Here is a 15,767-nt window from a genome sequence, read left to right as displayed (position 1 = left end):
AACTTAGCAAAAACAATAAGTCCTAAAAAATTCCTTCAAGTGGCAAAGGTATATGAATAGTTTCTTATTGTCCTACTTTCCGCACCTCACCATGTAATATAGTTAAATAAATAACACAAATTACCAGTATATTTAAATATTAATACTTAATATTATGACCATTATTAGGAATAATTCTTAAAAAGAGCGATAATATATTTTGAAGTGCGGAATGTGGGTTTATTATAACAACAGCCAAGGTGGTTAGGACATTCCAGGGTTTAGGATTGCTAAACCCCTACCTGAATTCTGCAATATTATCAATTATCAATTACTTACCTGCTTTCACCACCAATACCGAACAATTAGCTTCTTCCATGACTTGAGTGCTAACAGAACCTAGAACAATTCTCTTCATCCCAGTTAAACCACGACTACCAATTAAAACTAAATCGGCTTTATAAATATTAGCTAGTCGGACAATTTCATCAGCAGGATCACCGCTGACTAGTTCTAGTTCACTTTTTACTGATAACTTTTCTTGGTAGGATTGCAGTTGCTTTTCAATATGGAAATAAGAAACATTAGTTGACTCTGGGAGAGGAAGATCAGCGGGTAATTCTATTTCTGACTCTGCTGTAGGAAATACATGACAAAGAATAACTTTGGTGTTTGATGACAGCACCAAATCATCTAAAGTCTGGATTACTCTATCTGCAATTTCCGAGCCATCCAGAGCTACTAAAATAGTCTTTAACACCGCTTTTGTCTCCTCAAAAGTAGACCCCTAAAACTATCACCTAGGGATTTTAATTGGTGTTAACACCACCTAATTTCCCAAATGTGATCTTTACTTTAGTTTATTAAAGTCACAAACTCACTAAATTAAACTAGGGAGTAACTTGTGTCAAGTGCTTTAAGAAAAAATATGCCTTCTAAATCACTCTTCAACTCGTCGTCTTACTGAATCAGCATGGGAAGGCAAACCTTCAACATTAGCTAGTACGTCAATTGCACTGGCAACGTTTTGCAATGCAGTATGCGAGTATTGTATTATACTAGAATGCTTAAGGAAAGTTTCAACACCCAAAGCAGAAGCGTAACGGGCAGCACCAGAAGTTGGTAAGGTGTGGTTAGGCCCAGCCAAATAGTCACCTACGGCTTCTGGTGTTGAGTAACCGAGGAAGATAGCGCCAGCATGGCGAATCTGAGACATTAAAGACCAAGGATCTTTAACTTCTAATTCTAGGTGTTCAGGAGCAAATTCATTTGAGAGTTCTGCTGCTGCTTCTAGGGATTCGACTACAACAATTAAGCCATAGTGAGCGATCGCTTTTTCTGTGTCTATCCTGCGGGGGTGATCTACTAATTGTCTATCCACAGCTAATTGGACTTTTTTCGCCAACCCAGCATCTGTTGTCAACAAAATCGCCGCCGCCATTGGATCATGTTCAGCCTGCGCCAATAAATCTGCTGCTACGTGTGCAGGATTAGCTGTTTCATCAGCAATAACCAGCACTTCGCTAGGTCCTGCTAATGAATCAATACCCACTGTTCCATAGACTAATTTTTTGGCTAAGGTGACATAGATGTTACCAGGCCCAGTAATCACATTCACTTTGGGAATCGTTTCTGTGCCATAAGCTAAAGCTGCGATCGCTTGAGCGCCTCCCACGCGATAAATTTCTTGTACCCCTGCTTCTTGGGCTGCCACTAACACTGCTGGATTAATCGCCTTGCCTGCGCCGGGTGGTGTTACCATCACCACACGGGGTACTCCAGCTACTTTGGCTGGAATCGCATTCATCAGTACTGTACTTGGGTAGCTGGCGCGACCTCCAGGCACGTATAAACCCGCCCTGTCTACAGGGGTATAGCGTTTACCTAGCACTACTTCATCGTCACCAAAATGTACCCAGCTTTTTGGTACTCGCTGTCGGTGAAATGCTTCAATTTGACTGCTGGCCAGCCGAATCGCCTGGAGCAAATCCTTCGATACCTGTTGGTAGGCTGCATCCAGTTCTGAACCTGTAACCCTTAATTCTTCAGGGTTCAGGGTTTGGTTGTCAAATTCGGCAGTGTAATGCAATACAGCTTTGTCGCCTTGGCGTTTCACTGCTTGCAACACTTCCCGCACCGTTGCTTCTTTGTGAAGCAATTGTTCATCAGGGGTGCGATCGCCTTCGGCGCGTCGGAGACGTTCACAGATACGTTGCAGTTCTGCGCTAACGTCTGCCTGCTGAGTAATAATTCGCAGCATGGAGTAAGGACAATGCCAAAACTATAAATATTTCTGGTTGAGAATTAGTGTTGCTCTTGACCCATTAGGAGATAAAGCTTATTCTAACCCTCTTCTTTAGCTTAACCTGGATTTTTTTGATACTCCCAGATTTGCCAACAGATGATTTGCTCAAAAGCTATTTTTTTATTCCTGCCAGCTTGTTAGTCTAGCGCTAGGGAGCTTGTCTGACTCTTTTCACAGCCCTTCTATCCCTTGGTATTTATACAATAACCATTTTATCACGGCACTCAAAAGTAGTTATCTGCTTTTTTCCCTACATCTTTAAAAGGTTCAAAAGGCGCTATAGTTAAATATTTTGTGAATTTTTTAACCCAGAATCTGCCTATGAGGTTTAGGGTTTTTTCCTGTCTCCCAATCTTTGTCGGTGAAGGGGGAGGAAGAGGACGCGGTGACGCGGTGATGGAGAGACGCGGTGAGATTATCCCCGCGTCCCCGTGTCCCCGTGTCCCTCTTTCCCCGTGTCTTCTTCAACCTTTTCCTTGTCGCTGCTAGAGTTTATGGCAATTTGTAATTGTTTGTGAGATTTTTTGCAGAAATTATAACATTGGCAATTTGGATGCTATACTAGTAAGCCTAGTAGTGTGTGTACATATTAATAGTCTTTTTGGAATTGACTGTGGCGAATACAAAATCTGCTCTTAAGCGCGCCGAAATCGCAGAACGTAACCGACTGCGTAATAAAGCATACAAATCAGCAGTAAAGACGCTGATGAAAAAGTACTTTAGTGCTGTTGAACTCTATAAAGCTAATCCTACCCCAGAATCAAAAAAAGCTGTGGATGATCGGATGTCCGAGGCTTACAGCAAAATTGATAAAGCTGTAAAGCGCGGTGTGCTTCATCCCAATAATGGGTCTAGGAAAAAGTCCACATTAGCTCACCGACTCAAACCACTCAACGTTTAGTCAATAGTTCAGTAGCAAACTGACAACTGACAAACCATGCAACTGATAGACACCCACGTACATCTTAACTTTGACCTTTTTCAGCCAGATTTAGCAACCGTGCGATCGCGTTGGCAAGAAGCAGGAGTAGTACGGTTAGTACACTCCTGTGTTCATCCTGAAGAGTTTGCCAGTATTCAAGCCATAGCCGCTCAGTTTCCTGAACTCAGTTTTGCAGTAGGCTTACATCCTTTAGATGCTGTCAAATGGCACCAACAAACAGCCGAGAAAATCAAATTTCTGGCAGGTTCAGATGCCAAAGTGGTAGCAATAGGGGAAATGGGACTTGATTTTTACAAAGCAAATAACTATGAGCAACAGATCATGGTATTTGAGGAGCAACTGGCGATCGCATCCGAACTGAATTTACCAGTGATCATCCATTGTCGTGACGCAGCAGTGGCGATGAAAGAAGTCTTGCAAAAATGGCGCAATAGTCAAGGAGAAAGGGTGCGAGGTGTGATGCATTGTTGGGGTGGAACGCCAGAAGAAACCCAATGGTTCCTCGATTTAGGCTTCTACATTAGCTTTAGTGGGACAGTAACCTTTAATAAAGCTAAATCCATACAAGCATCCGCGGCTATGGTGAGTAGCGATCGCCTATTAATTGAAACAGATTGCCCTTTTCTGGCTCCCGTACCCAAACGAGGTGAAAAACGCAATGAACCCGCCTATGTCCGTTATGTAGCGGAGCAAGTAGCTAAGTTGCGGGGGGAAACTGTAGAAACAATTGCACATCAAACCACCAAAAATGCTTGCCAACTATTCGGTCTGTCCTTATAAAGTACGATCAAATTAGGTGTGTAGCCCTTGGCTGATTCAGCATTAAAGAAAGCAATCCCCCTGCTTTCTTCTGACTGTTTTGTAGCAGTCTGATAAAACATAAGACTGAGGAGGGCAAAAATGTGCTAATATTATTCCCTCTAAAACATTTTGCTTGCGCCATAATGGTAAATGGAGGAATTTGCAAATTCTCAGAGACCTCATTATTCAACGCTGTTACTAAGTTGACCGTCGTGATAGGAGATTTGTGAGCTTTTTTTCAGATAAAAACCAGAATTACATGGTCATATATCTATCTCTACAAGCGGATGCTCTCAGTAGATAACCAACCGAGGCTACCTAAAAGTTAATCGGGACTTTCGTGCAGAAGTGGATTTTTGTGTATTGAACCTATAGATAGAAAATTCTTAAACGTAATAGCCTTGTGAGTAAAATCCAGCCAAATAAATCCATCCCGATTCGGATCTGTATCTCGCGGATTATTCAGATTTGGGACCTCACTGTGAGTATAGATTAGGTCTTATAAAGACACAACAGTGTGACAGCGTAGATTAATTAACGCTTTATTTGGAGAGGAAGTGAGGATATGCAAATCAAAGTCAGGAATATCTCAACTATCATCGTTGAAATAATTCATTCTTTATGTATTTTAGCGTTCCTTGCTTCCGAATCAAGGGCGATTACCTCCGTTTTTAATCGCCCATTCCAGATTTAATCGCTGCGGTTGCTTTTTCACCTGTTAACAGTAGTAGGTGATGTGAAGAAGATTTCCCCAACAGCTAACGACACGAGCTATGGTCTAGAACATGATCAATAGCAGTGTTCAAGGGATAGTTTAACCAGGTTGACAAAGGTAGAGGCATGACTAACGAAACATATATGGAACCAGCCTTTCTGTTACCCGACTTGATTGAAATCCAGCGTTCAAGCTTCCGCTGGTTTTTAGAAGAAGGGTTAATAGAAGAGCTAAACTCCTTTAGCCCAATTACAGACTACACTGGCAAACTGGAACTGCACTTTTTAGGAAACAGCTACAAACTCAAAGAACCCAAGTACAGCGTCGAAGAATCCAAACGCCGGGATAGCACCTACGCTGTACAGATGTATGTCCCCACACGCTTGCTGAACAAAGAAACCGGAGATATCAAAGAACAAGAAGTATTCATTGGCGACTTGCCCCTGATGACCGATCGCGGTACGTTTATTATCAACGGCGCAGAACGAGTCATCGTCAACCAAATAGTGCGGAGTCCTGGAGTTTACTACAAATCAGAAATTGATAAAAACGGACGAAGAACATATTCAGCCAGCTTAATTCCTAACCGAGGTGCATGGCTGAAATTTGAAACAGACCGTAACGATTTGGTGTGGGTTCGCATCGACAAAACCCGCAAACTGTCGGCACAAGTACTGCTCAAAGCTTTAGGTTTATCAGACAACGAAATCTTTGATGCCCTGCGTCACCCAGAATATTTCCAAAAAACCATCGAAAAAGAAGGGCAGTTCTCCGAAGAAGAAGCTCTGATGGAATTGTATCGCAAACTGCGTCCGGGTGAACCACCAACAGTCCTGGGTGGGCAACAACTCCTCGACTCTCGCTTCTTTGACCCCAAACGCTATGACCTAGGACGAGTTGGTCGCTACAAACTCAACAAAAAATTGCGTCTATCAGTCCCCGACACCATGCGCGTGTTGACACCTGGGGATATCTTAGCCGCCGTTGATTATCTCATTAACCTCGAATATGACATCGGCAACATAGACGACATCGACCACCTGGGAAATCGCCGAGTTAGAAGCGTCGGCGAACTGCTCCAGAACCAAGTCCGAGTCGGGTTGAATCGCCTAGAACGCATCATTCGCGAACGGATGACCGTATCAGATGCCGAAGTTCTCACCCCCGCCTCCCTGGTCAACCCCAAGCCCCTAGTAGCAGCCATCAAAGAATTCTTTGGCTCTAGCCAACTCAGCCAGTTTATGGATCAGACCAACCCCCTAGCAGAACTGACCCACAAACGCCGACTCAGCGCCCTAGGACCAGGAGGATTAACCAGAGAAAGAGCCGGCTTCGCAGTCCGAGATATTCACCCCAGCCACTACGGCCGCATCTGCCCCATTGAAACTCCAGAAGGTCCCAACGCCGGACTGATTGGTTCCCTAGCTACCCATGCCCGTGTTAATTTATACGGCTTTTTAGAAACACCTTTTAGACCAGTAGAAAACGGTCGAGTGCGGTTTGATGTCCAGCCGGTATACATGACCGCCGACGAAGAAGACGACCTGAGAACAGCCACAGGTGATATCCCCCTAGATGAAAACGGCTACATCAAGGGACCCCAAGTTCCAGTTCGCTATCGCCAAGATTGGGCAACCACCACCCCCGAACAAGTAGACTATGTGGCAGTTTCCCCAGTGCAGATAGTCTCAGTCGCCACCAGCATGATTCCCTTCTTGGAACACGACGACGCGAACCGGGCGCTGATGGGTTCCAATATGCAACGCCAAGCTGTCCCCCTGCTCAAACCAGAACGCCCCCTTGTTGGCACAGGCTTAGAAGCCCAGGGCGCGAGAGACTCCGGTATGGTGATAGTTTCCCGCACTGATGGCGACGTTGTCTATGTCGATGCCGCAGAAATTCGAGTCCGAATCAGGGAACCGCAGGCTCTGAGCATATCCTCCACAAGCCCTGCCTCTTCTTCCCCTCCCAAAGAGATTAGATACGTTCTTTCCAAATACCAACGCTCTAACCAAGATACCTGCCTGAACCAAAAACCATTGGTGAGAACCGGCGAAAAAGTCGTAGCCGGTCAGGTTTTGGCTGATGGTTCTTCCACAGAAGGAGGAGAACTGGCATTAGGACAAAACATCGTCGTGGCTTATATGCCTTGGGAAGGCTACAACTACGAAGACGCGATTTTGATTTCCGAACGCTTGGTGCAAGACGATATCTATACTTCTATTCATATCGAAAAATATGAAATCGAAGCTCGACAAACCAAGCTGGGACCAGAGGAAATCACCAGAGAAATTCCCAACGTCGGTGAAGATGCCCTCAGACAGTTAGATGAACAAGGCATAATTCGCATTGGTGCATGGGTAGAAGCTGGAGATATTCTCGTGGGAAAAGTCACGCCCAAAGGTGAATCTGACCAACCCCCAGAAGAAAAACTCCTCCGAGCTATCTTTGGTGAAAAAGCCCGTGATGTCCGCGACAACTCCCTGCGAGTTCCCAACGGTGAAAAAGGTCGGGTCGTAGATGTGCGGTTGTTCACCAGAGAACAAGGTGATGAACTACCCCCAGGAGCCAATATGGTGGTGCGGGTATATGTGGCACAGAAGCGCAAAATCCAAGTCGGCGACAAAATGGCAGGACGACATGGCAACAAAGGCATCATTTCTCGCATTCTCCCCGCCGAAGATATGCCCTACTTACCCGATGGTTCCCCGGTAGATATAGTCCTCAATCCCTTGGGTGTACCCAGCCGGATGAATGTCGGTCAGGTGTTTGAATGTTTATTAGGTTGGGCAGGACATAATCTCGGAGTCCGGTTTAAGATTACTCCTTTTGATGAAATGTATGGCGAAGAATCTTCCCGCCGCATTGTTCATGGCAAACTCCAAGAAGCCAGAGACGAAACCGGCAAGGATTGGGTTTATAACCCCGACAATGCCGGCAAAATCATGGTTTATGACGGACGCACTGGGGAACCCTTTGACCGTGCCATCACCGTGGGTGTAGCTTATATGCTCAAGTTGGTGCATTTGGTCGATGACAAAATCCATGCTCGTTCCACAGGACCTTACTCTCTAGTGACTCAACAGCCTCTGGGTGGCAAAGCTCAACAAGGTGGTCAAAGATTTGGAGAAATGGAAGTGTGGGCGCTGGAGGCTTTTGGTGCAGCTTACACCTTGCAGGAGTTGCTAACTGTCAAGTCTGATGATATGCAAGGACGAAATGAAGCCCTCAACGCCATTGTTAAGGGCAAAGCCATCCCCCGCCCGGGAACCCCAGAATCCTTTAAGGTATTGATGCGCGAGTTACAGTCACTGGGTTTAGATATCGCCGTCCATAAAGTCGAAACCCAAGCCGACGGCAGTTCCCTAGATGTAGAAGTCGATTTAATGGCAGACCAAGCCACTCGCCGCACCCCACCCAGACCCACCTATGAGTCACTCTCTCGTGAGTCATTAGAAGATGACGAATAGGTAATGGGTAATAGGTGATGGGTAATGGATAAGAGTTTTTTACCCATCACCAATTTCTTTTTTTAATTTTAAATTTTTCATTTTTAATTCTCATGAGATCTCCCCAAACTAATCAGTTTGACTACGTAAAAATCGGACTGGCTTCTCCAGAAAGAATTCGAGCCTGGGGTGAGCGCACTTTGCCCAACGGTCAAGTTGTGGGTGAAGTCACCAAGCCAGAAACTATTAATTACCGCACTCTCAAGCCAGAAATGGACGGCTTATTCTGTGAGCGCATCTTTGGACCAGCGAAAGACTGGGAGTGCCATTGTGGTAAATATAAACGTGTTCGTCATAGAGGCATAGTTTGTGAACGCTGTGGAGTAGAAGTCACAGAGTCTCGTGTGCGCCGACACCGCATGGGCTTTATTAAACTCGCAGCCCCAGTAGCTCATGTGTGGTATCTCAAAGGCATTCCTAGTTATATTGCTATTCTCCTAGATATGCCCCTGCGGGATGTTGAACAAATCGTCTACTTCAACTCCTATGTAGTACTCGCCCCCGGCAACGCCGACACCCTCACCTACAAACAACTCCTCAGCGAAGACCAGTGGTTAGAAATCGAAGACGCAATCTATAGCGAAGATTCTCTCCTCGTCGGAGTCGAAGTCGGCATTGGGGCAGAAGCACTGCTACGACTATTGGCAGATATCAACCTCGAACAAGAAGCCGAAAACCTCAGAGAAGAAATCGGCAACGCCAAAGGACAAAAACGCGCCAAACTCATCAAACGTCTGCGGGTAATCGATAACTTCATCGCCACCGGTTCCAAACCAGAATGGATGGTCATGGCAGTCATTCCCGTCATTCCTCCCGACCTGCGCCCAATGGTGCAACTCGACGGCGGCAGATTCGCCACCAGCGACCTCAACGACTTATACCGTCGGGTGATTAACCGCAACAACCGTCTAGCTAGACTGCAAGAAATATTAGCTCCAGAAATCATCGTCCGTAACGAAAAACGGATGTTGCAAGAAGCCGTCGATGCCCTCATAGACAACGGTCGGCGCGGACGGACAGTAGTAGGTGCAAACAACCGCCCCCTCAAATCCCTCTCCGATATTATTGAGGGAAAACAAGGACGCTTCCGCCAAAACCTCCTAGGCAAACGAGTTGACTATTCCGGACGCTCAGTCATAGTCGTCGGTCCCAAGCTGAAAATCCACCAATGTGGACTACCCAGAGAAATGGCCATAGAACTATTTCAACCCTTCGTCATCAACCGGTTGATTCGTTCTGGCATGGTCAACAACATCAAAGCCGCCAAAAAACTCATCTCTCGCAACGACCCCAGCGTTTGGGACGTATTAGAAGAAGTCATAGAAGGGCATCCGGTGATGTTAAACCGCGCCCCCACCCTGCACCGTTTAGGAATTCAAGCCTTTGAACCCATATTAGTCGAAGGCAGAGCCATCCAACTCCATCCTCTCGTCTGTCCAGCCTTTAACGCCGACTTTGACGGCGACCAAATGGCAGTTCACGTCCCCCTGTCATTGGAAAGTCAAGCCGAAGCCAGACTGTTGATGTTAGCTTCTAACAACATTCTTTCACCTGCCACAGGCAAACCCATCGTCACCCCCAGCCAAGACATGGTATTGGGAGCGTATTATTTAACCGCCGAAAATCCCGCCGCCACTAAAGGTGCAGGTGGATATTTCGCTTCCCTCGATGATGTGATCATGGCATATCACCAAGACCAAGTAGAACTCCATGCCTATATATATGTCCGGTTCGACGGCGAAATGGAAACCAGCCAACCAGACACCGAACCATTAGAAGTCATAGAAAACAACGATGGCACCCAGACATTGTTGTATAAATTCCGCCGCGTTCGCCAAGATGCCCAAGGGAAATTGATTTCTCAGTATATCTACACCACCCCTGGTCGAGTAATTTATAACAAAGCCATTCAAGAAGCCCTGGCAAGTTAGTTATTAGTTATTAGTCATTAGTCATTAGTCATTAGTCATTAGTCATTAGTTATTAGATCCAAGGGGATGATTAATTACTAACATAAAGCAAATAGTGACTAGAACTGTTAGCACCTAAAGCTTTGAGCAAACTAATAGCTAATGGCTTAAAACCAATGACCAATGACTAATGACCAATGACTAATGACCAATGACCAATGACTAATGACCAATGACCAATGACTAATGACCAATGACCAATGACTAATGACCAATGACCAATGACTAATGACCAATGACCAATGACTAATGACCAATGACCAATGACTAATGACCAATGACCAATGACTAATGACCAATGACCAATGACTAATGACCAATGACCAATGACTAATGACCAATGACCAATGACTAATGACCAATGACCAATGACTAATGACCAATGACCAATGACTAATGACCAATGACCAATGACTAATGACCAATGACCAATGACTAATGACCAATGACCAATGACTAATGACCAATGACTAAGGACTAATGACTAATGACTGAAAAAATGATTTTTCGTAACGTTGTTGTTAACAAAAGTCAGCTGAGAAACTTAATATCTTGGGCATTTACCCACTATGGAACCGCCCGCACCGCCGTCATGGCAGACAAACTCAAAGACTTAGGGTTTCGTTATGCCACCAAAGCCGGAGTTTCCATCAGTGTTGATGATCTCATGGTTCCGCCCTCCAAGCGATCGCTCCTAGAAGCCGCCGAAGAAGAAATTCTCAGCACCGAAGCTCGGTTTAAACGGGGGGAAATCACCGAAGTTGAACGTTTCCAAAAAGTTATCGACACCTGGAACGGAACCAGCGAAAGCCTCAAGGACGAAGTAGTCGCCCACTTCAAAGCCACGGACCCACTCAACTCAGTTTACATGATGGCTTTCTCTGGAGCCAGAGGTAACATCTCCCAAGTCCGCCAATTAGTGGGAATGCGGGGACTAATGGCAGACCCCCAAGGGGAAATTATAGATTTACCCATCAAAACCAACTTCCGAGAAGGACTGACCGTCACTGAATATATCATCTCCAGTTATGGAGCCAGAAAGGGATTAGTAGACACCGCACTCCGCACCGCCGACTCAGGATATCTCACCCGCCGACTAGTAGATGTATCCCAAGACGTAATCATTCGGGAATTTGACTGTGGCACCACCAGAGGCATACCCCTACGGGACATGACCGAAGGCGCAAAAGTCCTCATCCCCATTGGCACCAGACTCATGGGGCGAGTAGTAGGAGAAGACGTAATTCACCCCACCACCGGCGAAATCATCGCCCCCCGCAACACCCCCATCTCCGACGACCTCGCCGCAGTCATTCAAGCCGCCCAAGTCAAAGAAGTTTTAGTGCGGAGTCCTCTCACCTGTGAAGCAGCCCGTTCAGTCTGTCAGCACTGTTACGGCTGGAGCTTGGCACACGCCAAAATGGTAGACTTAGGAGAAGCAGTGGGCATCATTGCCGCTCAGAGCATCGGTGAACCGGGAACCCAGCTTACCATGCGGACTTTCCACACCGGAGGCGTATTCACCGGCGAAGTTGCCCAACAAGTCCGCTCCAAAATTGACGGCACAGTCAAAATCTCTCGCAAACTCAAAACCCGTCCTTATCGTACCCGTCACGGTGAAGACGCACTCTATGCCGAAACCAACGGCATCTTAGAAATCCAAAACCCCAAATCCAAGAGTGCAGACCCTGAGAGCGCCCCCATAGAAGGCAAGCAACAGGAAATTCATGTTACCCAAGGTTCCACCCTCTATATACATGAAGGGCAAAAGGTCAAATTAGGGCAATTATTAGCAGAGGTTGCCCTAGGAGGCAGAACCACCCGCACCAACACCGAAAAAGCCGTCAAAGACGTAGCCTCAGACTTAGCGGGAGAAGTGCAGTTTGCTGATGTAGTTTCTGAACAAAAAACCGACCGTCAGGGCAACACCACCACCACTGCCTCTAGAGGAGGATTGATTTGGATTCTTTCTGGAGAAGTGTATAACCTGCCCCCAGGAGCAGAATTAGTAGTCAAAAACGGCGACAGCATAGAAACCAACGGTGTCTTAGCTGAAACCAAACTCACCAGCGTGCATGGTGGAGTAGTCCGGCTGCCAGAAATCATCCCCGGCAAAGCCACCAGAGAAATAGAAATCATCACCGCCTCAGTAGTTCTAGACCAAGCCACAGTCACAGTCCATAGTTCCCAAGGACGGAATAATTATTTAGTGCATACAGGAGAAGGTTACAGAGAACAGGCGGCAGGTGAGAGCGGGAACAGGGAAGAAGGGAGTAGAGAAGAGACAATAGAAAATTCTTCTTCTCTGTCACCTGTCACCTGTCACCCGTCACCTTCCTCCCAGACTTTCAATCTCCGTGCCACCCCAGGGACAAAAGTACAGAATGGTCAGGTAGTTGCCGAGCTAATTGATGACCGTTATCGCACCACCACCGGAGGATTTTTGAAATTCGCCGGCGTAGAAGTTCAGAAAAAAGGCAAAGCCAAACTCGGATATGAGGTAGTCACCGGTGGCACAATGTTGTGGATTCCCGAAGAAACCCACGAAGTCAACAAAGACATTTCCTTGTTGATAGTAGAAGATGGGCAGTTTGTCGAAGCCGGAACCGAAGTCGTCAAAGACATCTTCTGTCAAACCAGCGGAGTCATAGAAGTTACTCAAAAGAACGACATCTTGAGAGAAGTAGTGATTAAGCCAGGGGAACTGTTGATGGTCGATGACCCAGAATCAATCATGGGGCGCGACAACACCTTTCTTCAACCCGGAGAAGAACTCCTAGGAACAGTCGCCACCGAACTGCGCTACATTCAATATATAGAATCTCCCGAAGGCCCCGCCCTGTTGAGTCGTCCTGTAATTGAATTTGCAGTTCCCAGTAACCCAGACCTGCCCTCCACCACATCAGTTAGCCAACAAACCGGACGCTCAATTCAACTCCGAGCCGTGCAACGCCTACCCTACAAAGATTCAGAACGAGTCAAATCTGTAGAAGGAGTAGAACTGCTGCGGACTCAATTAGTGTTAGAAATTGAGCAAGAAGGAGAACAAGATCATAGTTCTTCACCCTTGGCAGCAGACATTGAACTAGTCCCCGACTTAGAAAACCCTGAACTTCAGCGGTTGCAGTTGGTGATATTAGAGTCTTTGGTGATTCGCCGAGACATTGCCGCTGATGCCACCCAAGGAGCAACCCAAACCACCCTAGAAGTTGAAGATGGGTTAAGCATTGTCCCTGGCTCAGTAGTAGCACGGACGCAGATATTGTGTAAAGAAGGCGGCATAGTCAGAGGAGTAAGGAAAGACGCAGAAGCAGTGCGCCGCTGCTTAGTCTTGCGTGACAACGACATGATCTCCATCTCCACCACCACCCCACCCAAAGTCAAAAAAGGCGACTTGTTAGTAGAAGGAACAGAAATCGCCCCCGGTGTTTTAGTTTCCGAATCTGGACAAGTGGTATCAGTAAAAGCAGGTGACAGGTTACAGGTGACAGGTGACAGCAAAGAAGGACACGGAGACACGGGGACAGGGGGACAGGGGGACAATCTCTCCGCGTCACCGCGTCTCCCCATCACGGACGCTCAATTCAACTCCGAGCCGTGCAACGCCTACCCTACAAAGATTCAGAACGAGTCAAATCTGTAGAAGGAGTAGAACTGCTGCGGACTCAATTAGTGTTAGAAATTGAGCAAGAAGGAGAACAAGATCATAGTTCTTCACCCTTGGCAGCAGACATTGAACTAGTCCCCGACTTAGAAAACCCTGAACTTCAGCGGTTGCAGTTGGTGATATTAGAGTCTTTGGTGATTCGCCGAGACATTGCCGCTGATGCCACCCAAGGAGCAACCCAAACCACCCTAGAAGTTGAAGATGGGTTAAGCATTGTCCCTGGCTCAGTAGTAGCACGGACGCAGATATTGTGTAAAGAAGGCGGCATAGTCAGAGGAGTAAGGAAAGACGCAGAAGCAGTGCGCCGCTGCTTAGTCTTGCGTGACAACGACATGATCTCCATCTCCACCACCACCCCACCCAAAGTCAAAAAAGGCGACTTGTTAGTAGAAGGAACAGAAATCGCCCCCGGTGTTTTAGTTTCCGAATCTGGACAAGTGGTATCAGTAAAAGCAGGTGACAGGTTACAGGTGACAGGTGACAGCAAAGAAGGACACGGAGACACGGGGACAGGGGGACAGGGGGACAATCTCTCCGCGTCACCGCGTCTCCCCATCACCGCGTCCTCTTCTCCCCTGCCCCACACCCCACACCCCACACCTTACACCATCACGCTGCGCGTTGGTCGTCCTTACCGAGTCAGTCCTGGAGCAGTATTGCAAATAGAAGATGGGGACTTGGTACAACGGGGAGACAACCTGGTGTTATTGGTGTTTGAACGGGCGAAAACCGGAGACATTATTCAAGGTCTGCCCCGGATTGAAGAACTATTAGAAGCCCGCAAACCCAAGGAAGCCTGTATATTATGCCGTCGTCCAGGATTGGTGAAAGTGGTGTATGGAGACGGTGATGAAATCACCAGCATCACCCGTGAAGCTTACGCCATCAAAGTTGTAGAATCTAACGGAGTCATCACCGACTATCCTCTCGGACCTGGACAAAACCTCATGGTTCCCGACGGCGCTCAAGTCCTAGCCGGTCAACCCCTGACAGATGGACCCTCCAACCCCCACGAGATCTTAGAAATATTCTTTAGTCTCGGTTCCGAAGATGGTATCTATGCCTGTGCTAGTCATGCCTTGCAAAAGGTACAGAGCTTCTTGGTTAACGAAGTGCAGATGGTTTATCAGTCCCAAGGCATTGATATTGCTGACAAACACATAGAAGTAATTGTCCGGCAGATGACCAACAAAGTCCGTATCGATGACGGCGGTGACACCACCATGTTACCTGGAGAACTGGTAGAACTGCGCCAAGTAGAACAAGTCAACGAAGCCATGTCTATCACCGGTGGAGCAAAGGCACAGTATACTCCCGTATTGTTGGGTATCACCAAGGCATCTCTCAACACTGATAGTTTCATCTCCGCTGCATCGTTCCAAGAAACCACCAGAGTCTTAACTGAAGCCGCCATTGAGGGCAAATCTGACTGGCTGCGAGGCTTAAAAGAAAACGTGATCATTGGGCGGTTGATTCCGGCTGGTACTGGCTACAACACCTATGAAGAGACTACCACCATTGACGACTATGGAACTGACCTAGGCACAGGAGTCTTAGATGAAGTTGATGATTCCTTAGACATGGTGTTGGATGACCGTACAGCCAAGCTCTATAGCCTTGATGCTCCTAGTTTGGGGGATGGTAGTTATGGAGGCAGAAGAGAGCAAAAGCCGGTATTAGATGATGATGATGATGATTTGATTGCTGATGAAGTCAGTGATTTGGTAGAAGAAGAAGAAGAGGAAGACTACGAAGAAGAAGATGATGATGATGATGATGATTTCGATGAAGAATAAAACCAGAATATAATCTTTGATAAGGCAAGAGAAATTCATCTTTTGCCTTTTTTTTATCTTCACCTTTGTTTACCACTACCCC

At 46.7% G+C, this 15,767-nt stretch carries 8 protein-coding genes and 1 pseudogene; 6 read left to right on the top strand and 3 right to left on the bottom strand.

Annotated elements, in window-relative coordinates; all coding sequences use genetic code 11:
* Window positions 1–310 precede the first annotated feature (310 nt).
* Both A9Y75_RS03510 and hisD read right to left on the bottom strand, forming a co-directional pair.
* A complete protein-coding gene (locus A9Y75_RS03510; protein ID WP_071188178.1) occupies window positions 311–739 on the bottom strand; it encodes a universal stress protein in 429 nt (142 codons plus the stop codon).
* Between the two features lie 180 nt (window positions 740–919).
* A complete protein-coding gene (gene hisD, locus A9Y75_RS03505; protein ID WP_071188177.1) occupies window positions 920–2,239 on the bottom strand; it encodes a histidinol dehydrogenase in 1,320 nt (439 codons plus the stop codon).
* A 658-nt stretch (window positions 2,240–2,897) separates the two neighbouring features.
* Here hisD and rpsT point away from each other — a divergent pair.
* The 4 genes from rpsT to A9Y75_RS03485 all read left to right on the top strand — a co-directional run bounded on the left by rpsT (window position 2,898) and on the right by A9Y75_RS03485 (window position 10,183).
* The gene (rpsT, locus tag A9Y75_RS03500) at window positions 2,898–3,185 is read left to right on the top strand and encodes a 30S ribosomal protein S20 (RefSeq protein ID WP_071188176.1); all 288 of its coding nucleotides are present in this window, start codon (window positions 2,898–2,900) and stop codon (window positions 3,183–3,185) included.
* A gap of 36 nt (window positions 3,186–3,221) precedes the next feature.
* Window positions 3,222–4,007 carry a TatD family hydrolase gene (locus A9Y75_RS03495; protein WP_071188175.1) on the top strand — a complete coding sequence of 262 codons (786 nt, stop codon included), beginning with the start codon at window positions 3,222–3,224 and terminating at the stop codon, window positions 4,005–4,007.
* A gap of 861 nt (window positions 4,008–4,868) precedes the next feature.
* Entirely contained in the window at window positions 4,869–8,213 is a 3,345-nt protein-coding gene (gene rpoB / locus A9Y75_RS03490) for a DNA-directed RNA polymerase subunit beta (protein WP_071188174.1), read from the top strand.
* 92 nt (window positions 8,214–8,305) lie between these two features.
* Window positions 8,306–10,183 carry a DNA-directed RNA polymerase subunit gamma gene (locus A9Y75_RS03485; RefSeq protein ID WP_071188173.1) on the top strand — a complete coding sequence of 626 codons (1,878 nt, stop codon included), beginning with the start codon at window positions 8,306–8,308 and terminating at the stop codon, window positions 10,181–10,183.
* A gap of 146 nt (window positions 10,184–10,329) precedes the next feature.
* Here A9Y75_RS03485 and A9Y75_RS26085 read toward each other — a convergent pair whose 3' ends face one another.
* A complete protein-coding gene (locus A9Y75_RS26085; protein ID WP_177176089.1) occupies window positions 10,330–10,689 on the bottom strand; it encodes a hypothetical protein in 360 nt (119 codons plus the stop codon).
* A 20-nt stretch (window positions 10,690–10,709) separates the two neighbouring features.
* On the opposite strand from A9Y75_RS26085, the gene A9Y75_RS26080 reads away from it, so the two are divergent.
* Both A9Y75_RS26080 and A9Y75_RS03475 read left to right on the top strand, forming a co-directional pair.
* Complete coding sequence (locus A9Y75_RS26080) at window positions 10,710–13,865, top strand: DNA-directed RNA polymerase subunit beta'' (RefSeq protein WP_236721318.1); 3,156 nt, start codon at window positions 10,710–10,712, stop codon at window positions 13,863–13,865.
* A pseudogene (locus tag A9Y75_RS03475) lies at window positions 13,796–15,685 on the top strand (DNA-directed RNA polymerase subunit beta''); the annotation flags it as partial. The gene A9Y75_RS26080 and the pseudogene A9Y75_RS03475, both read left to right, overlap by 70 nt.
* Window positions 15,686–15,767: the final 82 nt, after the last annotated feature.

Source organism: Trichormus sp. NMC-1 (assembly GCF_001858025.1).
Taxonomy (GTDB): Bacteria; Cyanobacteriota; Cyanobacteriia; order Cyanobacteriales; family Nostocaceae; genus Anabaena.
Note: the sequence above shows the minus strand (reverse complement) of the source record. Positions and strands in the feature narration are given on the sequence as shown.

Bases quoted from the DNA above. Each gene is read 5' to 3' on its own strand.
- hisD (WP_071188177.1), bottom strand. From the start codon at position 2,239: ATGCTGCGAATTATTACTCAGCAGGCAGACGTTAGCGCAGAACTGCAA.
- A9Y75_RS03495 (WP_071188175.1), top strand. From the start codon at position 3,222: ATGCAACTGATAGACACCCACGTACATCTTAACTTTGACCTTTTTCAG.
- rpoB (WP_071188174.1), top strand. From the start codon at position 4,869: ATGACTAACGAAACATATATGGAACCAGCCTTTCTGTTACCCGACTTG.
- A9Y75_RS03485 (WP_071188173.1), top strand. From the start codon at position 8,306: ATGAGATCTCCCCAAACTAATCAGTTTGACTACGTAAAAATCGGACTG.
- A9Y75_RS26080 (WP_236721318.1), top strand. From the start codon at position 10,710: ATGACTGAAAAAATGATTTTTCGTAACGTTGTTGTTAACAAAAGTCAG.